The organism is Paraburkholderia dilworthii (genome assembly GCF_000472525.1).
Taxonomy (GTDB): domain Bacteria; phylum Pseudomonadota; class Gammaproteobacteria; order Burkholderiales; family Burkholderiaceae; genus Paraburkholderia; species Paraburkholderia dilworthii.
In genome coordinates this window covers 179,974-200,114 of record NZ_AWZT01000008.1, presented here as the reverse complement: position 1 = coordinate 200,114, position 20,141 = coordinate 179,974, and the positions used below count along the sequence as shown (strand labels likewise).

The following is a 20,141-nucleotide window of genomic DNA, read 5'->3' as shown; positions in this document are numbered from 1 at the left end:
CTATCGGCGGGCGCGCCACCCGATCTGCAAACGAACGAGAGAACAAACATGAAAAAACTTCTAGGCATGAGCGCCTGCGCAATGTCGGTGCTGCTGGTGGCAGGCTGCGCGGCACCGTTGAACCGCGACACCGAAACGTCGTTGAACAAGGCCGTGGGCATCGAAGTCGCGCAAGTCCCCGACGGCGTCGCCGTCAAGCTGCCGGAAACAGCGCTGTTCGATTTCAACAAGTCGCAAGTGCGCGGCGACGCGAGCGCGGTGGTCGACCGTTCCGCCGTCCTGCTCAAGCGCAGCAAGAAGCCGATCATCGTCGAAGGCTATACGGACAACGTCGGCACGCTCGAATACAACCAGCAGCTTTCGGAAGCGCGCGCGACCGCCGTGGGTTACGCGCTCGTGGCGCGCGGCGTGGCGATGGAGCGTATCCGCACGAAGGGCAACGCGTACAACAATCCCGTTGCAAGCAACGACACGCCGGAAGGCCGCGCGCTCAACCGCCGCACCGAGATCGTCGTGCGTGGCGAAACGATGGAAACCCTGATGGGCAAGAAGTAGCCACCAGCCGTTTCATACCAGGCCTGAACTGGGTCAATACGTTGGGGCCGGCTGCGCAGCGCGCGTCCGGCTCACGTCCCGAGATACTCCCGCAGCGCTTGCGCGACGTCAGCAAGCACCGCACCCCACTGATTCAACTCGCGCTGTCTGAAAAGACGCATTGACGGATACCACGGACTATCGGCGCGCGCCACCATCCAGCGCCAGTCGGTGAAGGTGGGCACCAGCACCCATACCGGCGCGCCGCATGCCCCTGCCAGATGCGCGACCGCGGTATCCACCGTGATTACGAGATCGAGCGACTGAATGATCGCCAGCGTATCCTGGAAGCTGTGAATCTCGGGCCCGAGCACATGCATGTCGATACTCTCGGACCAGGCCGCGGCGTCGTGCTGCGCATCGCCTTTCTGTAGCGAGAACCACCGCACGCCCGGCTGTTCCAGAAGCCGCCGCCATTGCCGAAGCGGAACGGAGCGGTAGCGATCGAGCTCGTAAGCCGGATTGCCTGCCCATACGATGCCGACGCGCTTTTTGAACGGGCCTTCTGAGTTCACGGCGCCGAGCGCTTCCACGCGATCATGCCAACGCTGCGCGTCTGCGGGCCTTGCTTGCAGATACGCCGTGGCAAGCGGCAACATCGACAACTCGAGGTTCATATGCGCCGGCATCCGCAACATGCGGCACCAGTAGTCGTAGGGGCCAGGCGGCACCGAGGTCCAGGCCGCATGCACGCCGGCCGCCTGGCGAGCCACATCGCCAAGCGGCTCTTCGACCCACACGTCCACCTGCGCGCCACGCCGATGCAGCCAGTCGGCCATGCGCAAGAACTGGATCTGATCGCCAAGTCCCTGCTCGCCGATCAACAGAAACCGGCTGCCCAGAACGCGCTCACCTCGCCACTCCGGGAAATCCGGGCGAACCAGGTTGTGATTTTCCGGCAGCGCGTCGTGCCACCGGTATTGTCTCCAGCCTCGTTCGAAGTCGCCCGCCCGCAGTTGCGCTGCCGCGAGATTGAACTGCATCGGTGCGCTCTCGGGCATCAGGCGAGCGGCCTCGGCGGTATGCACGTGCATCTGCTCGAAATCGCCCAGCATATTGAGCGCGAACGATGCATTGTGATGCAGCCACGCATTGTGCGGATCGAGACCGATCGCCTGTCTCGCGACGCTGATAGCGTCGGCAAATCGCTGCGCTCCATTCAGCGTAAATGCGAGTTGTTCGAGCGCTGCGGGATCGGTGGCGCAGCGTGCGCGCAGCGCCGGCAGCAGATCGTCGATCGCAATATCGCGCTGCGCCTTCGACAAAGCCGCGATCAGCCGGAACGCATCTTCAATGCTGGCGGAGTCGAGTGCCCATGCGCGCAGCCAGTACTGCGCTGCATCGGCGTGCTGCGCTTCATCCGTGCAGATCTGCGCGAGCGCGCGAACTGCATGGTGCAGCGTGGGCTCGAAGCTCAACGCGTTCAGATAGTGCTGGCGCGCCTCGGTAAGTCGCCCGGATAGCTTCAGACAATCCGCCAGATTCCGATGCAGGCAGGCACTGCCACCGCTCAAGTTCAGCGCCCTGTAGTAGAACGCCTCGGCCGCGATCCGCTCGCCGCGCAGCACGGCAAGCAACCCGCGATGCTCCCAGACGTCCGCACGCTCCGGCGCGACGGTCAATGCGCGATCGAGCTGCTCGCATGCACGGTCGAGCGCTCCGTCGCGGAAGTACGCAAGGCCGAGGTGATGCAGTGCGTCGGCATCGCTCGGCACAGCCTCGCCGGGTAATGGAGTTGAATCGTGCATGGGCGCCCTCATCAACCGTTGGTTGCCGGCTGCACTGCGTTGCCCGAACTCACGCTGCTCGCGCCTGCTGCGATCAACGATTGCAGGCGCGCCGTCACTCGCTCGATCACCGGGGCCCATTGTCCGGGCTGCGGCTGCCTGAACAACTCGAGCGAGCCGTACCAGCGCTGCGCCTCCTCGTTGCCCCAAGCCCAATGGGACACGTGGTCGAGCATCGCGAACACCGGCCGCCCTAACGCGCCGCCCAGATGCAACGGCGCGCTGTCGATCGTGACAAGCGCGTCCAGCGCAGTCAGATGAGCGGCGACGTCGTCGAACCCGGCGTGGTAATCCGCCGTCATATCGCACACGCGATAACCCTGCGCGGTCAGCACCGCGATATCGGCCGCGCGTCCTGGCGTGAGCGAATAGAACGCGACATCGGCCAGCGACAGCAGCGGCGCGAGCGCCGCGCGGGCAATGGAGCGCTTCTCGTCGCGACGATGCGTAGGACTTCCGGCCCACACGAGGCCGACGTGCAGTCTCACCTGCGGCGTCTGCTTGCCCAGCCGCTCGCGCCACATGGCCACCTTGTTCGGGTCCGTACGAAGATACGCGTCGCCCCGCACCTGCTGCGGCTGAATATCCAGCACGAGCGGCAGGCTCATCATGGGCAGGCTGTAATCCGGCGCGCCGAGCGGGCCGTCTTCGATCGACACGCAGTCCGGGTAAAAGCGCGCCAGCAGTGCGTGCAACGACTTGCGCACGCAGAACACCAGCCGGCCGCCCTCCTCATGCACGCGCGCGGCAAGTTGCGGGACGTAGCGCACCATGTGAATGTCGTCGCCGCTGCCCAGTTCGCTGTGCACGACAAGCGTCTTGCCGGCGAGCGCCTCGCCATGCCACCGCGGACAAAGGCGAGCCATGACGGAAACGATGTTATTGGGCTTGCGGTCGTCACGTGCGAGGCGCGCCTCGAAGCGCTTCCAGCCGCTTGTCCATGCGCCGCGCCGCAGGTCCAGGTCCGCAAGATCGATTGCCGGCGTCACGGCGTGGGGATTGACCTCTAGCGCTTCACGCAGCGCTGCCGCGCTTTCCTCGTAGCGCGCCTGCTCGCACAGATACAGCCCGATCGCGGCCAGCACATCGGCATTGCCCGGCGACGCGGCATTCGCGGCACGCATGGTTGCCTCGGCCGCTGCCGCGTCGTTGCACTGCCATTGCGCGTGGCTGAGCTGCCAGGCCATTTCAGCGTCGGCGGGATTTCGCGCCAGCGCTTCACGACACACCTGCTCGACGGCGGGCCAGTCGCGCACCTCGCGCAACGCCAGCGTGAGTTGCAAGGGCAACGCGGGATCGACGGACAGATCGAGCGCGTAGGCTCGCGCGAGCGCCGCACGCCGCTCCTCGCGCGTGCCCGGATTGCCCAGTGCACCGAGCGAAATAGCGACCCACCATGACGCGCGTGCGTCGTTCGGCTCTCGCCGCCGATAGGCGCGCAACATGTGCACCGCCGCCGAATGCGCGCCGCAGCCGTTGATCAGCCAGACGATCCATTCGAGCGTCGTGGCGAGCGGCTGCGCCGCGACCGCGGCTTCGCTGTGATGCCGTGCGGCTTCGCTGCGGTCGAGCGCGTCCGCGAACAACGCGAGGCGGGCATGGCGCGCGCCCTCGGCTTCCGCTGGCGCCTGCGACGCGCTGTGATACGCCTCTTCGAAGCGCCCGGCGCTCGCATGCAGGTCGGCATGCAACTGCGACGTGACGCCAGCGGCGGCCAACTCCGCCGCGCGCAGCACAGCCGCGCCGAACCCCTCCTGCCGCAGAATCGACCACAGAAGACGAACTGTCTCCAGAGGCGTTGTCACATTGACCAGAACGGCCGGGGCTGCCAAAGCGGGATCGGACATGAAAATTTACAAAGTGCCACAACGCGAGAACACTTCAATCACAAAAGGAGATTCCGACGCGCACGGCTTGTACAGAAAGTGGCTTAAAGAACCTGTGTGATTCCTGTAGCCTCGCAGTTTGAAGCGCGAGAGGCCAAGATAATGCCGTGCCCTGCATCTCATAAACCAATCTCAATTTATGATCGTTGATTAGTTTTAGTTAGTTAACCATAATTAATTTCGCCCGATGTCGGAAAGACCCGAGACGTCGAGCAATTCACAACTCGCAGCAGGGAGTCAGGTTGAATACTACTAACGGGAAGGAAACGTCCGATCGCATCGCGCATCTTGCATCGGCTGTATTGGCTCGCCAGGGGGCCACGCATATTGAGAAAGAGCTAGCCGGGTCAGCGCTTGCTCAGCACCACACTTCTAAACAGACCAGCGTGGCAATCGGCGGCCTCGCGGCGCAAGTGCTCGGCGATCATCATTCCAGTTTCGAGGCGAAGGAACTGGCCGGGAGCGTGCTCGCGTAAGTGCGTCACTTGCACGGGCTAACACTCGACCATTAATGCGCACGGAGCGTGACCGATCCGGGATTTTTCTCGGTCGGCTCACAACGCCACAGCGTGGGAGGCAAAAAAATGCGCTGCCGAAGCAGCGCATTCTCTCTTTCATTCAGCGTCGGTTCGACGTTACGTAATCACGCTCGATTCAGGCTGAATTCAGCCTGAACCCACGCTCAATCCGCACGCGCGAGCAACAACGCGTTCGTCCGCTTGACGAAGCTCGCCGGATCTTCGAGCGCGCCGCCCTCGGCCAGCAACGCCTGGTCGAATAGCAGGTGGCACCAATCGTCGAAGTTTGCGCTCTCGGCGTGCAAGCCCTTCACCAGCGCGTGTTCCGGATTCACCTCCAGAATCGGATGGAACGCCGGCGCCTGCTGCCCCGCGGCCTTCAGCATGCGCTGCAGGTAGCCGCTCATTTCGCCATCGTCGGCAACGAGGCAGGACGGTGAATCGGTCAGGCGGAACGTGAGACGCACGTCCTTTGCCTTGTCCTTCAACGCTTCCTTCATTTTCTCGACGAGCGGCTTGAGCTCCTCGCTCACCTTTTCCTGCGCCTGTTTTTCTTCGTCGTTCAGAGCGCCCAGATCGAGGTCGCCGCGCGCCACGCTTTGCAGCGGCTTGCCGTCGAATTCATTCAGGAACGACAGCATCCATTCGTCCACGCGATCCGTCAGCAGCAGCACTTCCACGCCCTTCTTGCGGAATACTTCGAGATGCGGGCTGTGCGTTGCGGCCTGCCAGGTGTCGGCGGTCACGTAGTAGATCTTGCTTTGCTCGGGCTTCATGCGCGCGACGTAGTCGGCTAGCGACACGTTCTGCTCCGGCGTTTCCGTATGCGTCGACGCAAAGCGCACGAGCTTGGCAATCCGCTCGCGATTCGCAAAATCTTCGCCGATGCCTTCCTTCAGCACCTGGCCGAACTCCTTCCAGAAGCCGGCGTACTTCTCCTTGTCGGCGTCGTTATCCGAGTTGGCCAACTCTTCCAGCATCGACAGCGCGCGCTTGGTCACGCCCTCGCGGATCGCCTTGACGTCGCGGCTTTCCTGCAAAATTTCACGCGAGACGTTAAGCGGCAGATCGCTCGAATCGACCACGCCCTTCACGAAGCGCAGGTACGCGGGCAGCAGCTGCTCGGCGTCGTCCATGATGAACACGCGCTTCACGTACAGCTTCAGCCCGCCGCGATGATCGCGGTTCCACATGTCGAACGGCGCGTGGCTCGGCACGTACAGCAGTTGCGTGTATTCGCTGCGGCCTTCGACGCGGTTATGCGTCCACGTGAGCGGATCCTGATGATCGTGCGACAGGTGCTGATAGAACTGCTTGTACTGCTCTTCGGTGATGTCGCTCTTTGCACGCGTCCACAGCGCGCTGGCCTGATTGACGGTCTCGTCCTCGTCCTTCGTGACCATCGCGCTCTTTTCCGCGTCCCACTCTTCCTTCTTCATCAGAATAGGCAGCGCGACGTGATCGGAATACCGCTGAACGATCGACTTGAGCCGATGCGACGACAACAGTTCGTCCTCATCCGCACGCAGATGCAGCGTGATGGTCGTGCCGCGCGCGGTGCGCTCAATCAGCTCGACGGCGAAGTCGCCCTCGCCTGCGCTTTCCCAGCGCACGCCTTCCGACGCCGGCAAACCGGCGCGGCGCGTCTCGACGGTGATCTTGTCCGCGACGATGAAGCCCGAATAGAAGCCCACGCCGAACTGGCCGATCAGCGCGGCGTCTTTCTGCTGGTCGCCCGACAGCTTGCCGAAGAATTCCTTGGTGCCCGAACGTGCGATCGTGCCGAGGTTCGCGATCGCTTCGTCGCGGCTCATGCCGATGCCGTTATCGTCGATCGTGATGGTGCGCGCGTCTTTGTCATATGACACGCGAATCCGCAGATTCGGGTCGTTCTCGTACAACCCGCTGTTTTCGATGGCTTCGAAGCGCAGCTTGTCGGCCGCGTCGGACGCGTTGGAAATCAGCTCGCGCAAAAAGATTTCCTTGTTGCTGTACAGCGAATGGATCATCAGGTGCAGAAGCTGTTTCACTTCCGCCTGAAAGCTCATGGTTTCTTGTGCCACGGTCGGAGTTCCTCTCTGTTGCGAATCGGGTTTTTCGAATCGGGTTTCGGGTGTGTTTCTGGCGGGACGTCGCGCGCGCGGCCGGGTTGCCTGTCACCGGATACCGGTCGCCGGATGCCTGTCACCGGATGCCGGTCACCGGATGCCGCCCCGGAATGCCGGTCGCCGGACATCCCACCGCCGTGCCGTGCCGTGCCGTGCCGTGCCGTGCCGTGCCGTGCCGTGCCGTGCCGCCAGATTGTGCGTCTACGTGAGGGCGGTGCCGCGCGGTTTCAAGAGGCACGGCGCGCGACGCCGTCGAGATAACGACACAAAAACGTGGCCAGTTCCGGATCGCCGCAATTGGCGATATTGAAGCGCATCCACGTGGTGGGCGACTGCTGCGGCGAAAAAAGGCTGCCTGGCGTGAGCAGAAAGCCGGCTTCGTGGCCCGCCGCCGCGAGCCCATCGGCATCGACGCCCGTGTCGGCCCACACGAACATCCCCGCGGTCGGTGTGAGAAAAAGCTTCAGACCGGTTTTTTCCAGCATTCGCACGGATTTTTGCCGCACGCTGTCGAGCCGCACGCGCAGCCGTTCGACGTGTCGCCGGTAATGACCTTCGGTCAGGATCTTGTACAGCACACGCTCGTTGAGCTCGGGGCTCGTCATGCCGACCAGCATCTTCTGGTCGCTGACCGCCTTCGCGACTTCGGGCGCACACGCGATAAAACCGACGCGCAGATTCGGCGCGAGCGTCTTCGAAAAACTGCCGAGGTAAATCACGCGCTTTAACTGGTCGAGGCTCGCGAGCCGCGTGCCGGCATAGCTCGGGGGGCAAAGGTCGCCGTAAATATCGTCTTCGACAACGATGAAGTCGTACGCCTCCGCGAGCCGCAGAATGCGGAACGCCTGCGCGGCCGTCAGCGAAGTGCCGGTCGGATTTTGCAGCACGGAATTGATCACGAGCATCTTGGGCCGCCACGTCTGTACGAGCGACTCGAGCGCGTCGAGGTCCGGGCCGTCCGGCGTGTACGGCATGCCGACAAGCCGCGCGCCTTGCGACGCGAAGCGCCCGAACATCTGGAACCACGCCGGATCGCCGACGATCACCGAATCGCCCGCCTTGACGTAAATGCGCGAAATCAGGTCGATTGCCTGCGTGATGCCCGACACCATCACGATCTGCTCGGGCGACGCGCCGATCTCCAGCTCCTCCATCCGCGTCTGCAATTGCTGGCGCAGCGGCAGGAAACCGAGCGGCGTGCCGATGCCGAGCATCTGCGCGCCGCTTTGCCGGCCGAGCGCGCGCAGTGCATTGGTGATCAACTCGCCGTCGAGCCAACGCGCCGGCAGATAGCCGAGACCCGGACTGCGCTCCGGGCGCGCGCCGGTGTGCAGCATATTGCGCAGCAGCCAGACGACGTCGATGGTAGCCGGCGCGCTCGCCTGCGTGACCGGACGAATTTCTGCGAGCGCCGCACCCGCCAGGCGCTCGCGCACGAAGAAACCGGAGCCGCGCCGCGACTCGAGATAACCCTGGGCCACGAGCCGCTCGTAAGCCTCGACCACCGTGAAGCGCGACACGCCTTTGTCGAGTGCAAGCTTGCGGATCGAGGGCATGCGCATGCCGGGACGAAACACGCGTTCCTCGATGCGGCGGCGCGCCCATTGCACGAGTTGCTCGACCAGCGTCAGCGACGCCGTGTCGTGCGGGGCGGGAATCTGCGTAAGCGGGACGGACATAGACGGGCTCCAACTGTACCGAACGGTATCGAGCCGATTGTACCGTTACTGTGCCGGTCCTCGCCGCTACATTTGAGACAGAAAAAGCACGCTGCCGAAGCGCGCGGGGCACGACGTTGGCGACCCTGACGGCGATCCTGCTCATCGGATTGTGCCTGGCGCGGGCGCTGCGGCAGGCGTCGCCGGAAAGCATTCCGCAAGCGAACCCGCAAACGAACCCGCGACCACATGGCCAAGCACCGGCAAGCGGCCGGAATTACGCCAGATAGTCCGCTGACCGGTCGGTGCCGCGCCGCGGCCGCCCTGCGAGCGGTTATGCTTACGACCCCGGCGCCCGCCGTAGCCGGTACGCGGCGCGGGTCCGGCCTACAGTAGAAACCCGTTTCCTCGATCCGCAATGACCGCACATCTGCTTCGTCTCGATCATCTCGTCGTTTCCGCACGCACGCTCGACGAGGGCACACAGTACGTCGCCGACATTCTCGGCATCGCACCGGCCGGCGGCGGCGCGCATCCGCTGATGCGGACTCACAACCGTCTGCTGAACCTGTGGGGCGGCGCCTATCTGGAAGTGATCGCAATCGACCCGCATGCGGAGGCCGCGCACGACTCCGCAGGCGCGGCGCCCCGCGCGCGCCTCTTCGCACTCGACGACCCCGCAACCCACGCACGCCTTGAAAACGGGCCGTATCTGTCGCATTGGGTCGTCCGGGTGGACCGTCCAAAACATCTGCCGACATGGCAGGCCCAGTACCCGCAGCGCATCCCGCCGATCGTGCCGCTCACGCGCGGCGACTTCGGCTGGGGCCTGTCGATCCCCGAAGACGGCGCATTCCCCGCCTGGCGAGGCGCCGGCGGCGGTGTGCTGCCGTCGCTCATCCAGTGGGACACCGCGCGGCATCCGTCGGCGGTCTTGCCGGAAACCGGCATCACGCTAAAAGCGTTGAAAGCGGTGCACCCGCAAGCCGATACCGTGGCAGCGCAATTGCAGTGGCTCGGCGCCGCGCATCTGATCGAATTACAACCGACGGACGACCCCGCGAGCCCGCCCGCACTGATTGCCGAGTTCGAAACACCCAACGGTCTACGGACCCTTAAATAAGCAGCGCGCGCGGGTCGCCGACTCGCGCGATAATCGAAGTTTTGACCAGTTCCAGAGATACCAGCAGAGGAGACCATGAACCAAAGCGACTTGAAAGCCCCCACGTGGCAATTGTCCGAGCGCGCACGCAAGCTCACGAGCTCGGCGATCCGCGAGATTCTGAAGGTCACGGAACGGCCGGAAGTCATTTCGTTCGCGGGCGGCCTGCCCTCGCCGGCCACCTTCCCGGCTGAACGCATGCGCGAAGCATCCGACCGCATTCTGCGCGACACACCCGCCGCCGCGCTCCAGTACAGCGCGACCGAAGGCTATGCGCCGTTGCGCGAGTGGGTCGCCGCGCGCTATTCGGTGAACGGCGCGCAGATCCGCGCAAGCCAGGTGCTGATCACAACCGGCTCGCAGCAGGCGCTCGATCTGCTCGGCAAGGTGCTGGTGTGTCCGCAAAGCCCGGTGCTCGTCGAGACACCGACTTACCTCGGCGCGCTGCAATCGTTCTCCATGTACGAACCGCGCTACGTCCAGGTGCCGACCGACGAACAAGGTCTGATCCCCGAAGCGCTCACGCCCGAACTCACCGCCGGCGCGCGCCTGTTGTACGCACAACCGAATTTCCAGAACCCGACGGGCCGCCGCCTGCCGGCGGAGCGGCGCCGCGCGCTGGCCGAATTCGCGAAATCCGCGCCGTTTCCGGTGATCGAAGACGACCCGTACGGCGCGCTGGATTACGCGGGCGAACCGCTGCCGACCATGCTGTCGATGGCGCCCGACCACATCGTCCACCTCGGTTCGTTCTCCAAGGTGCTCGCGCCGGGTCTGCGGGTCGGCTACATCATCGCGCCGGAGGAACTGATCTTCAAACTCGTGCAGGCCAAGCAGGCCACCGACCTGCATACACCGAGCTTCACGCAGCGCATCGTCCATGAAGTGGTCAAGGACGGCTTTCTCGACACGCATGTGCCGACCATTCGCGAACTGTACCGCGACCAATGCGCGGCAATGCTGGCCTCGCTCGAACGCTATATGCCCGAAGGCGTGCAGTGGAATCGTCCGGAAGGCGGCATGTTCATCTGGGTGAACCTGCCCACGCAAATCGACAGCATGAAGCTGCTCGCGGAAGCCGTCGCGCAGAATGTCGCGTTCGTGCCGGGCGGTCCGTTTTTCGCCGACGAAGCGCAGCACAACACGCTGCGACTGTCGTTCGTCACGGTGCCGCCGGCAAAGATCGACGAAGGCGTGTCGCGTCTCGCGGCGCTGATCCGCGCTAAGCTTTGAACCCAGCCGGCCGGCGTGCCACAACCACTTCTCACTACTGACCGAGGACACAACATGGCTCAAACGAATGTGTACGACAAGCTCAAGGAACTGGGCATCGAATTGCCGAACGCCGGCGCGCCGGCAGCCGCCTATGTGATGAGCGCGCAAAGCGGCAATACGGTGTACCTGTCCGGCCACATTGCCAAGAAAGACGGCAAGGTGTGGGCGGGCAAGCTCGGCGCCGAACTCGGCACTGAAGACGGCAAGGCTGCGGCGCGCTCCATCGCGATCGATCTGCTCGCCACGCTGCACGCGCATGTGGGCGACCTCAACCGCGTCAAGCGCATCGTCAAGCTGATGAGCCTCGTCAATTCCACGCTCGAATTCACTGAGCAGCATCTGGTCACGAACGGCGCATCGGAACTCATCGCCGACGTGTTCGGCGAGCGCGGCAAGCATGCGCGCTCGGCATTCGGCGTCGCTCAAATTCCGCTTGGCGCATGCGTCGAAATCGAGATGATCGCGGAAGTCGAATAGCGCATCGTGATGCAAAGGCCGGCTCGTCCGGCCGGTCGCATCCAACGCGTCGCGAGGTGTCATTCACCCGCGGCGCGTTTTGCATTTGTGGCGAGGTGGATCGTTCCCTCGGCAGCAGATAGAATCCGCGAACCTAGAACCTATTAACCGCAGGAATCGCCGGACCTCGCCCGATGCCCGCCACCACAGTACGTTTCAAACAGGTCGACGTGTTCACGTCGGTGCCGTTTAAAGGCAATCCGCTCGCCGTCATATTCGACGCCGACGTACTCAGCGCCGATCAGATGCAGGCGATCGCGCACTGGACCAATCTGTCCGAAACAACGTTCCTCCTGAAGCCGACCAATCCTGCGGCCGACTATCGCGTGCGCATTTTCACGACTCACGGCGAATTGCCGTTCGCGGGTCATCCGACGCTCGGCACCGCGCATGCGCTGCTCGAAAACGGCTATCAGCCGAAGCGGCCGGGCAAGCTCATCCAGCAATGCGGCGTGGGACTCGTCGAATTGCAGTCCATCGATGAAAACGCGGCGGACGCGCACGGCGCGTGGGCCTTCGCCGCGCCGCCCGCGCGGATCGCGCCGCTGCCGGAGCGACAATACGCTGCGCTTTCTACGGCCTTGCGTAGCGACGTAATAGACTTCGGCGCCGCGCCGTGCGCCGTCGACAACGGCGCGCCTTGGCTCGTCGTGCGCGTGAAGTCGGCGCGGGAGTGTCTGTCGCTTGCACCCGACGCCGCAGCGCTCGCAGAAATCGTGCATTCGGTCGGCACGCACGGTGTTGCCGTGTATGGTCCGCACGATGCCGGCGGCCCCGCCACGTTCGAAGTGCGCTGCCTGATGATGGGCGGCGGCTTCAGCGTCGGCGAAGACCCTGTCACCGGCAGTGCCAATGCAGCGCTCGCGGGTCTGTTGAGCGCGCAAAATCTGCGGCCCGGCATCCATTACACCGCGCGCCAGGGCACTGCGTTAGGCCGCGCCGGCCAGGTGACCGTGCGCTACGACGACGCGAACGGCAAGACGTGGATCGGCGGCTCGTCAGTGACGGTTGTCGACGGTACGTTCCGCATGCCGTGAGCGGCGCGTCGTTTGCTTACATCCGGCAGCGTCTGCTGGAACCATAGCAAGCTTGCTGCAAGCCGGTCCTGTGCAAGCCGGGCGCGACCTGCATAGTTCAGCCACGTTTGCCACGTTCAGCCACGTTTGACCACAAAAAGCCGCTTGCTGTGCCGAGACAATGCAATTCGCATAACAAAACTGCCTGAAAAGACCACGCACCTGAGCGCCGCCATGCCGGAACGCCGAATCCCGATGGAACATCCGAATATAACGACTACTAGCGTACGGTCGCGCGCATGCCGCGACTTACCGCCTGACGGACCAGAAAGCGGACCACGAAGCGAACCACCGCGCAAACCATCACGCGGACCACGAAACAAGAAGCGGAGGCGGTCGCAAAGCCGGCCGCAAAACGGGCTGCAAAACCGGGCCGATACGGCCACGGACCGCGCGAGCGTATACCCGATGCCCGGACCCTTCCTTAATCCAGTGGCATTAAGTAATATCGAAACGTACCCGACAAAGTGCGAACGATCAGGCGCCAGGCCACGCCCCTTCTTGCGCAGCAGTTCCGGCAACTTGATCACCATGCAGCCACCCATGAAAACAGCGCAGTCGACGCTCGCGCGTTCGCAACCGGCCGGCAGCTGGGTACGGGCCGCCTGATGAGCAAAACCCGCTTTTCCGATCAGCGCGAAGCCAGAAGTCGCCGCGATCCTGCCGCGTCGCGGCGGCGTGCTTTGCTCGCGATTCCGGCGCTCGGCGTACTGGTGCTGATTCTCCTTTGGACCGTGATCTTCGCGCGTCTTTCTGTCGAGAAAGAAGCCACCTATCGCGAAGCAATGGCATCTGCCGCGATTCTCTCCGCGGCGCTTGAGCAACACACGATCAAAGCGATCCACCAGGTCGATCAGATCACCCGGTTTGTCAAATACGAGTTCGAGAAAACACCCGGACGCTTCGATCTTGGCAGCACGGTCGAAAAAGGCGTCGTGCAAAGCGAGACGCTCGTGCAGGTGTCGTTGATCGATGAACATGGACAGTTGATCGCCAACACCGCCGAGCTCAATCCCAAGCGCATCGATCTGTCGGACCGCGAACATTTCAAGGTCCACGAACACGAAAACGACGACCAGTTGTATATCAGCAAGCCTGTGCTCGGCCGCGTGTCCGGTCACTGGACATTGCAGATGACGCGGCGCCTGAATCATCCTGACGGCTCGTTCGCAGGCGTCGTGGTGGTGTCCGAAGACCCCGCGTATTTCACGAGCGACTTCTACAACAACGCCGCGATCGGCCGCGAAGGCGTGATCGCAGTCATCTCCGACAACGGCGCGGTTCTCGCTCGGCGCACCGGCAGTACGGTGAACGCGAACGGCGCGTTCTCGGCAAGCGGTTCCTATCCGACCTCGGAACACGTTTCGGGCACCTACGTCGATTCGATCGACAACGTCACGCGCATCGTGTCGTACCGGCATATCGACGGTTATCCGCTCGGCGTGCTGGTCGGTCTGTCGCAAGCCGAGGAATTCGCCGACTACAACCATACGCGCAACGTCTATCTGCTGATGGCGGGATTCATCTCGCTCGCGATGCTGAGTTTCTTCGCGGTGGCAACCGGGTTGATCGGCAAGCTGCTCGGCCGCGAGCGCGAAATGACGCATCTGGTGGAATACGATCTGCTCACCGGCTTGCGCAATCGCTATGCAACGCTGCGCACGCTGCGGCAAGAAGTGGCGCAGCCGGCCAACCTCGGCCGCCTGGCGATTCTGTTTATCGACCTCGACAACTTCAAGACAGTCAACGACACGCTCGGTCACAATGCCGGCGACATCGTGCTGCAAATGACGGCCTCGCGGCTCGCCACCGCGGTCGCGGACGACGGCACGTTGAGCCGCATCGGCGGCGACGAGTTCGTCGTGGTGATCAAGGGCGAAGACGTCGAGAAGCGCGCCGTGGCGCTCGCCGAAGCGGCGGCGGAAGCCTTCGCGAAACCGTTCGAAGTGCGCGGCAGTTCGTTCGTGCTGCATGCGAGCATCGGCATCGCGCTCCATTCGGTGGCCAACGAGAGCGAGATCGATCTGCTGAAAAAAGCGGACCTCGCAATGTACAGCGCGAAAGATGCAGGCAAGAACTGCTACCAGTTCTATTCGCCGCAACTGTCGCATCGCGCCGACCATCTGATGAAGTGGGAGCAGCAGTTGCGCGTCGCGCTCGCCGAGGGGCAACTCTTTCTCGCCTACCAGCCGAAGATCGATCTCACGCGCCGCTGCATCACCGGTTTCGAGGCGCTGGTGCGCTGGAATCATCCGCAGCACGGTCTGATTCCGGCCAACGAATTCATCCCGGTCGCGGAGTCGACGGGCCTGATCGTGCCGATCGGCGACTTCGTGATCGAGACCGCGTGCCGGCAACTGGCGATCTGGCAACAGCAAGGCTACGACACGCTGTCGCTCGCGGTGAATATTTCAGCCGTGCAATTCTGGCGCGGCGATCTGTATGGAACCGTGTCGCACGCGATCGAGGAAAGCGGTATTTCCGCGCGCCGTCTGGAACTCGAAATCACCGAAACGGCGATGATGGAATACCCGGACCTCGTCTCCGAGAAAATCTTTGCGCTCAAGCGCCTCGGCGTGCGAATTGCACTCGACGACTTCGGCACCGGCTATTCGTCGCTGTCGTATCTCAACCGTTTTTCCGTGGATACGCTGAAGGTTGACCGTTCGTTCGTCCAGGCTATTCCGGGCGACCGCAGCGTTTGCGTGATGGTCACCGCGATCGTCAATCTGGCTCGCTCGCTTGGGCTGACGGTGGTGGTCGAGGGAACGGAAACCGAGGAGCAGATTGCATGGCTCGCAGCGCTCGGCAATATCGAGGCGCAGGGTTTCCTCTTTTCGCGCCCTGTTCCGGTCGACGCGATTCCGGCGCTGCTCGAACGTTTCGGCGTCTGCGGCATGGCTGGCCGGCGCCCCATCCAGGAGGCGAACACGAGTGCCAGCGCGAGCACGAACAGCTGAGGACATGACGCCCGATGTGCCGGCTGCGGGGCTTCGGCTTAACGCTGCAATTGAGCGAGCCCGCCGATATCGCAGCCGCACGCAACCGGCTACATTCTCGCTGTATTGCATTACCGCGCGATGCCGCCGGACCGGCCGGCCGCGTGCAACATCAAGATGATCCACAGGACGGGCGCCTGCTCAGCGGGCGCTCGTGGCGCCATGCACACGATAACAAGCCACGATGCAGCAAGACGAGGGGAACGGGAACCGCTATGGACGCTGTTTCGGGTCGTGCTCGGCCTGTCGGCGTTGTCATGGGGTGGCCTCGCGCTGATGGCGCAACTCGAGAACCACTACGTCGAGCGTAAAGGACGGCTCTCGCGGGTCGCGTTCTCGGATCTGATCGCGCTTGCGTGGATGGTGCCAGGGCCGGTCGGCTGCAATGTCGCCGTGCAGCTCGGACATGCGTTGCGCGGACGCGCCGGCGCGTGGGTGGCGGGCATTGCCAGCGTGCTGCCCTTCTTCATGCTGATGACGCTCTTCGCGATCTTCTATCGCACGCCGCTCGTGCGCGCCGCCGCGTCGCAGACTTTGCTCAATCACTTCAGCGTCGTGCTCGCCACGCTGATCGGCATCACCTGGTACAAGCAGACGCGCGCCCTCGTGCGCGGCAAGCTCGAATGGACCGCGGCGGTGGTTGGCTGTATTGCGCTTTTCTATGCGCATAGCCCCGCGGCCTACGTGCTGATGCTAAGCGCGGCCTTCGGCGCGGGATGGGCGGTTAGCCCCGTGCGCGACACGCGCTTTGTCGTGTCGTTTGCGCGCGGCGACTGGCAGATACTCGCCATGCTGTGCGTGTTCGTGCTGCTGTTCGCATTGCCGCTGCCGCATCGCTACGATCTCGCGCTGCTATGGCCGCGGCTCGCGGGCGCGGGCATGACGCTGTTCGGCGGCGGCTTCTCCGCGCTGCCGGTGCTCAAGACGCTGTTCGTCACACCGGCGATTGGCATATCAGACAACGACTTCACGTTGGCGTTTTCGCTGTCGCCGTTATCGCCGGGGCCGCTTCTGAATGTGGTGCCGTTCTTCGGCTATCTCGTCGACGGGTGGGCCGGCGCGCTCATTGCCACGCTTGCGTTGTTCGTGCCGTCCGGATGCCTCGTCGTACTCGCGCAGCGGCATCTGCATCGATTGAAGATGAATCCGCAATTCGAGCATGGCATGCGGATTCTGCGCGCGGTCACCACCGCGTTCCTGGCGGTGGCCGTACTGCGTATCGCCGGACGCGTGCCGCTGCAACCCGTCTATCTGATTACCGCGCTGTTCTCGGCGATGTGTTTCGCAAAGCTGAAGGTGCCGGTCTACGTGGTGTACGGCACCGTCGCGTTGGCATGCGCACTACGGCTCGCATACGGCGCATTGCTTTAGCAGCCGCCCGGTGATTCTCCGGCGACCGTTCACCGGGTCCACGAGCGTTATGTCAGAAGCCGCGCGAAAGCACCGCGAAGCCGACGGTCACCACGCCGAGCACGATATTGATCAACACCAGACGCCGGATCGTGCCGACAGCCTGCGCGCCGTCAGGCCACTTCTGCGCCTGCACCGCGCGGCGAATGCGCGGGAATACGGCGAAGCGGATATGCCCGAAGATCAGCATCATGACGATGCCGAGCCCGGCCATTGCATGCAACGGCCATGTGGCGTGACCGCCGCCGAATTGCATCAACATGAAGCCGCCTGTCAGCAGAATGACCAGCACCGAAGCGGCAACCCAATTGAAGAAGCGGCTAAACACCGACTCCCACAACGGCAAACGCAATTGTGGCGAAAGATCGGCAATTGCCGGGCGCAAGCAGAAATGCGCGAAGACCATCCCGCCTACCCACACGGCGACGGCGAGCAGATGTAGAAAAAGCGCGAGTTCGATAGCCTTGTTCATGTTGTATTCCTCTCAGACGACGCCACACCGCTTATGCCGAATGATATGAGCAGCGGCTATTGAGCGCGTTCGACCGCACGCCATGCGTGCAGTTCCAGAACGCCCAAGGCTTTGTCGTCGTTTTTTTCTTGTTGTTATCGCAGCGCGCCTGGTATCTCGACGAAGTACCAGACATTCGATATCGCAACGCCGCCCCCGGATTTCTTGCAAAGTGCCCTTCTGCTACTAGCCGGTTATTGCGTGGCTATTGCGTGGGTATTGCCTGATTACTGCGCACGGCCGGCGTCTCGCATGCTAGCAGACGCCGGCCGTCTTCAAGGGTCAATCTTTGTCAAGCCGCCAGCACTGGACGCATGCGTTCGAGCTTGAGCTTGCTTTCAGGCGCGCGCCCCTTGCGCGCCCGCTTGCCGACATGCGGCGTCAAAGCGGCGCCGCTCAGCTTTTCTTCGTCCAGACGTCCGCCGCGACGCGTGCCGATCAGCATGACGCCCGCCGCGTTGATGGCCAGCGCCTGCATCAACGTTTCCTTGTCGTCGAGCCCCATTAGCGTGACGCCGCGTCCGCCGCCCGAGAGCGTCTTCATTTCGTCGATACCGAATACCAGCAGGCGCCCGCTCGATGAGAGACACGCCACTTGCGTCGCGTCCGGCAGCATCGGCATGGGCACGAGCGGCGCGGCACCGGCATCGATCGTCATGAACGACTTGCCCGCCTTCACGCGGCTCACCATGTCGCCGACCTTCGCGATAAAGCCAAAGCCGTTGCTCGACGCGAGCAACAAGGCCTGGTCCGCGGAAGCCGCATAGTAATGCATCAGATGGCTGCCCGATTCCAGTTCGATCAGCGACGTAACCGGCACACCGTCGCCACGGCCGCCCGGCAGCAACGCCACCGCAACCGAATAGACGCGGCCATTGCTGCCCCACGCGACGAGCGTATCCGGCGTGCGGCACTGGAACGCGGCGTAGAGCCCGTCGCCCGCCTTGAACGTGAAGCCCGCGGTGTCGAGGCCGTGCCCCTTCAGCGCGCGCACCCAGCCCTTCTGCGATACCACGACCGTAACCGGTTCGTCGACCACGCGTGCTTCGTACGTCGCGCGCTTTTCTTGCTGGATCAGCGTGCGGCGCTCGTCGCCGTATTGCTTCGCATCGCCTTCGATTTCCTTGATGAGCAGGCGCTTCATTGCTGATTCGCTGCCGAGCAGTTCCTCGAGCTTCGCCTTCTCGTCGCGCAGTTCGGCGAGCTCCCTCTCGATCTTGATCTTTTCAAGCCGCGCCAACTGACGGAGTCGAATTTCAAGAATGTCCTCGGCCTGACGATCGGACAAGCCGAACGCGGCCATCAACGCGACCTTCGGTTCGTCGGACTCGCGAATGATGCGGATCACTTCGTCGATATTCAAAAAGACGATCATCCGGCCTTCGAGGATATGAATCCGGTCGTCCACCTTCGTCAAACGATGACGCGTGCGGCGCGTGACCGTCGCGAAGCGGAACGCGATCCACTCGTGCAGGATTTCGCTCAAGCCCTTCTGACGCGGCCGGCCGTCGCCGCCGACCATCACCAGATTCAGCGACGCATTCGATTCGAGACTCGTATGCGCGAGCAGCGTGGTGACGAACTCCGTCTGATCGATGCGGCTCGACTTCGGCTCGAACACGAGGCGCACGGGCGCGTCCTTGCCCGACTCGTCGCGCACCGCGTCGAGCAAGGCGAGCATGGTCTGCTTGCCCTGCAACTGTTCGGGCGTGAGCGCTTTCTTGCCGAGCTTGATCTTCGGGTTGGTCTGCTCCTCGATTTCCTCGAGCACCTTCTGCGCGGCCGTGTTCGGCGGCAATTCGGTGATGACCAGTTGCCACTGACCGCGCGCGAGGTCTTCGATCTTCCAGCGCGCGCGCACTTTCAAGCTGCCGCGGCCGGTTTCGTAGGCCGCCGAGATTTCCGTTTCGCTCGAAATGATCTGGCCGCCGCCAGGAAAGTCGGGACCGGGAATGTGCTGCATCAACTCCGCGTGCGAGATTTTCGGATTGCGGATCATCGCGACGGTGGCAGCCGCGACTTCGCGCAAATTGTGCGACGGGATTTCGGTGGCGAGACCGACGGCGATGCCTGAGGCGCCGTTCAGCAGGACGAACGGAAGACGCGCGGGCAAAAGTCGCGGCTCGTCGAACTCGCCGTCGTAGTTCTTCATGAAGTCGACCGTGCCCTGGTCGATTTCATCAAGCAGCAGCTTGGCAATCGGCGTCAGCCGCGCCTCGGTGTATCGCATCGCCGCCGCGCCGTCGCCGTCGCGAGAGCCGAAGTTGCCCTGGCCGTCGATCAGCGGATAGCGCATCGAGAAGTCTTGCGCGAGACGCACCAGCGCGTCGTATGCCGACTGGTCGCCGTGCGGGTGATACTTACCCAGCACGTCGCCGACCACGCGCGCCGACTTGACCGGCTTCGCGTTGTCGGACAGACCCATGTCGTTCATCGCGAACAGGATGCGGCGTTGCACCGGCTTCTGACCGTCGCACACATCCGGCAGCGCGCGGCCCTTGACCACGCTTACCGCGTAGTCGAGGTACGCACGTTCCGCGTAATTGCCGAGCGTCAAAAAATCGCCTTCCGGTGGCGGCGGCTCGGTGAAAAGGTCGAGGGTGTTATCGTCGTCCATCTAGATTCCGTATCGTGTTTGGCG

15 protein-coding genes are annotated in these 20,141 nt (G+C 63.3%); 9 read left to right on the top strand and 6 right to left on the bottom strand.

Translation table 11 applies throughout. The annotated features are described in order from the left end of the window. The first annotated feature begins 48 nt into the window (after positions 1-48). A complete protein-coding gene (locus F759_RS0110550) occupies positions 49-555 on the top strand; it encodes an OmpA family protein (RefSeq protein ID WP_027799820.1) in 507 nt (168 codons plus the stop codon). A gap of 71 nt (positions 556-626) precedes the next feature. On the opposite strand, the gene F759_RS0110545 is transcribed toward F759_RS0110550, so the two are convergent. Beyond that, positions 627-2,342, bottom strand: coding sequence for a tetratricopeptide repeat protein (locus tag F759_RS0110545; RefSeq protein ID WP_027799819.1), 1,716 nt, complete (start codon positions 2,340-2,342; stop codon positions 627-629). 11 nt (positions 2,343-2,353) lie between these two features. Next, positions 2,354-4,228, bottom strand: a complete 1,875-nt coding sequence (locus F759_RS37550; protein WP_036024056.1) for a hypothetical protein — start codon at positions 4,226-4,228, stop codon at positions 2,354-2,356. A 281-nt stretch (positions 4,229-4,509) separates the two neighbouring features. Between F759_RS37550 and F759_RS37545 the strand changes: the two genes are divergently transcribed. Continuing rightward, complete coding sequence (locus tag F759_RS37545; protein ID WP_036024053.1) at positions 4,510-4,743, top strand: hypothetical protein; 234 nt, start codon at positions 4,510-4,512, stop codon at positions 4,741-4,743. Positions 4,744-4,949: 206 nt separating this feature from the next. Here the strand turns inward: F759_RS37545 and htpG are convergent, their stop codons facing one another. Next, positions 4,950-6,848, bottom strand: a complete 1,899-nt coding sequence (gene htpG, locus F759_RS0110530; protein ID WP_027799818.1) for a molecular chaperone HtpG — start codon at positions 6,846-6,848, stop codon at positions 4,950-4,952. A gap of 272 nt (positions 6,849-7,120) precedes the next feature. Then, complete coding sequence (locus F759_RS0110525; protein WP_027799817.1) at positions 7,121-8,572, bottom strand: aminotransferase-like domain-containing protein; 1,452 nt, start codon at positions 8,570-8,572, stop codon at positions 7,121-7,123. A 397-nt stretch (positions 8,573-8,969) separates the two neighbouring features. On the opposite strand from F759_RS0110525, the gene F759_RS0110520 reads away from it, so the two are divergent. The 6 genes from F759_RS0110520 to F759_RS0110495 all read left to right on the top strand — a co-directional run bounded on the left by F759_RS0110520 (position 8,970) and on the right by F759_RS0110495 (position 16,950). Continuing rightward, complete coding sequence (locus tag F759_RS0110520) at positions 8,970-9,674, top strand: VOC family protein (protein WP_027799816.1); 705 nt, start codon at positions 8,970-8,972, stop codon at positions 9,672-9,674. A 75-nt stretch (positions 9,675-9,749) separates the two neighbouring features. After that, positions 9,750-10,946 carry an aminotransferase-like domain-containing protein gene (locus F759_RS0110515; RefSeq protein ID WP_027799815.1) on the top strand — a complete coding sequence of 399 codons (1,197 nt, stop codon included), beginning with the start codon at positions 9,750-9,752 and terminating at the stop codon, positions 10,944-10,946. A gap of 54 nt (positions 10,947-11,000) precedes the next feature. Beyond that, positions 11,001-11,465 (top strand): RidA family protein, encoded by a 465-nt coding sequence (locus tag F759_RS0110510; protein WP_027799814.1) that lies wholly within the window; start codon positions 11,001-11,003, stop codon positions 11,463-11,465. A 173-nt stretch (positions 11,466-11,638) separates the two neighbouring features. After that, entirely contained in the window at positions 11,639-12,541 is a 903-nt protein-coding gene (locus F759_RS0110505; RefSeq protein ID WP_027799813.1) for a PhzF family phenazine biosynthesis protein, read from the top strand. 647 nt (positions 12,542-13,188) lie between these two features. Continuing rightward, positions 13,189-15,540: a bifunctional diguanylate cyclase/phosphodiesterase gene (locus F759_RS0110500; RefSeq protein WP_027799812.1), complete on the top strand. Its 2,352-nt coding sequence runs from the start codon at positions 13,189-13,191 to the stop codon at positions 15,538-15,540. 201 nt (positions 15,541-15,741) lie between these two features. Beyond that, positions 15,742-16,950, top strand: coding sequence for a chromate transporter (locus F759_RS0110495; protein ID WP_027799811.1), 1,209 nt, complete (start codon positions 15,742-15,744; stop codon positions 16,948-16,950). Between the two features lie 52 nt (positions 16,951-17,002). Here the strand turns inward: F759_RS0110495 and F759_RS0110490 are convergent, their stop codons facing one another. Then, entirely contained in the window at positions 17,003-17,461 is a 459-nt protein-coding gene (locus F759_RS0110490; protein ID WP_027799810.1) for a CopD family protein, read from the bottom strand. Positions 17,462-17,520: 59 nt separating this feature from the next. Here F759_RS0110490 and F759_RS42070 point away from each other — a divergent pair, with 59 nt between their 5' ends. Further along, on the top strand, positions 17,521-17,727 hold the full coding sequence (locus F759_RS42070) for a hypothetical protein (RefSeq protein WP_152530617.1): 207 nt from the start codon (positions 17,521-17,523) through the stop codon (positions 17,725-17,727). 65 nt (positions 17,728-17,792) lie between these two features. On the opposite strand, the gene parC is transcribed toward F759_RS42070, so the two are convergent. Beyond that, a complete protein-coding gene (gene parC, locus F759_RS0110485) occupies positions 17,793-20,117 on the bottom strand; it encodes a DNA topoisomerase IV subunit A (RefSeq protein WP_027799809.1) in 2,325 nt (774 codons plus the stop codon). Between the last annotated feature and the right edge of the window lie 24 nt (positions 20,118-20,141).

Excerpts from the sequence above, each read along its gene's own strand:
- F759_RS0110550 (WP_027799820.1), top strand. The coding sequence starts at position 49 with ATGAAAAAACTTCTAGGCATGAGCGCCTGCGCAATGTCGGTGCTGCTG.
- F759_RS0110545 (WP_027799819.1), bottom strand. The coding sequence starts at position 2,342 with ATGCACGATTCAACTCCATTACCCGGCGAGGCTGTGCCGAGCGATGCC.
- F759_RS37550 (WP_036024056.1), bottom strand. The coding sequence starts at position 4,228 with ATGTCCGATCCCGCTTTGGCAGCCCCGGCCGTTCTGGTCAATGTGACA.
- F759_RS0110525 (WP_027799817.1), bottom strand. The coding sequence starts at position 8,572 with ATGTCCGTCCCGCTTACGCAGATTCCCGCCCCGCACGACACGGCGTCG.
- F759_RS0110520 (WP_027799816.1), top strand. The coding sequence starts at position 8,970 with ATGACCGCACATCTGCTTCGTCTCGATCATCTCGTCGTTTCCGCACGC.
- F759_RS0110515 (WP_027799815.1), top strand. The coding sequence starts at position 9,750 with ATGAACCAAAGCGACTTGAAAGCCCCCACGTGGCAATTGTCCGAGCGC.
- F759_RS0110510 (WP_027799814.1), top strand. The coding sequence starts at position 11,001 with ATGGCTCAAACGAATGTGTACGACAAGCTCAAGGAACTGGGCATCGAA.
- F759_RS0110505 (WP_027799813.1), top strand. The coding sequence starts at position 11,639 with ATGCCCGCCACCACAGTACGTTTCAAACAGGTCGACGTGTTCACGTCG.
- F759_RS0110500 (WP_027799812.1), top strand. The coding sequence starts at position 13,189 with ATGAGCAAAACCCGCTTTTCCGATCAGCGCGAAGCCAGAAGTCGCCGC.
- F759_RS0110495 (WP_027799811.1), top strand. The coding sequence starts at position 15,742 with ATGCACACGATAACAAGCCACGATGCAGCAAGACGAGGGGAACGGGAA.
- F759_RS0110490 (WP_027799810.1), bottom strand. The coding sequence starts at position 17,461 with ATGAACAAGGCTATCGAACTCGCGCTTTTTCTACATCTGCTCGCCGTC.
- parC (WP_027799809.1), bottom strand. The coding sequence starts at position 20,117 with ATGGACGACGATAACACCCTCGACCTTTTCACCGAGCCGCCGCCACCG.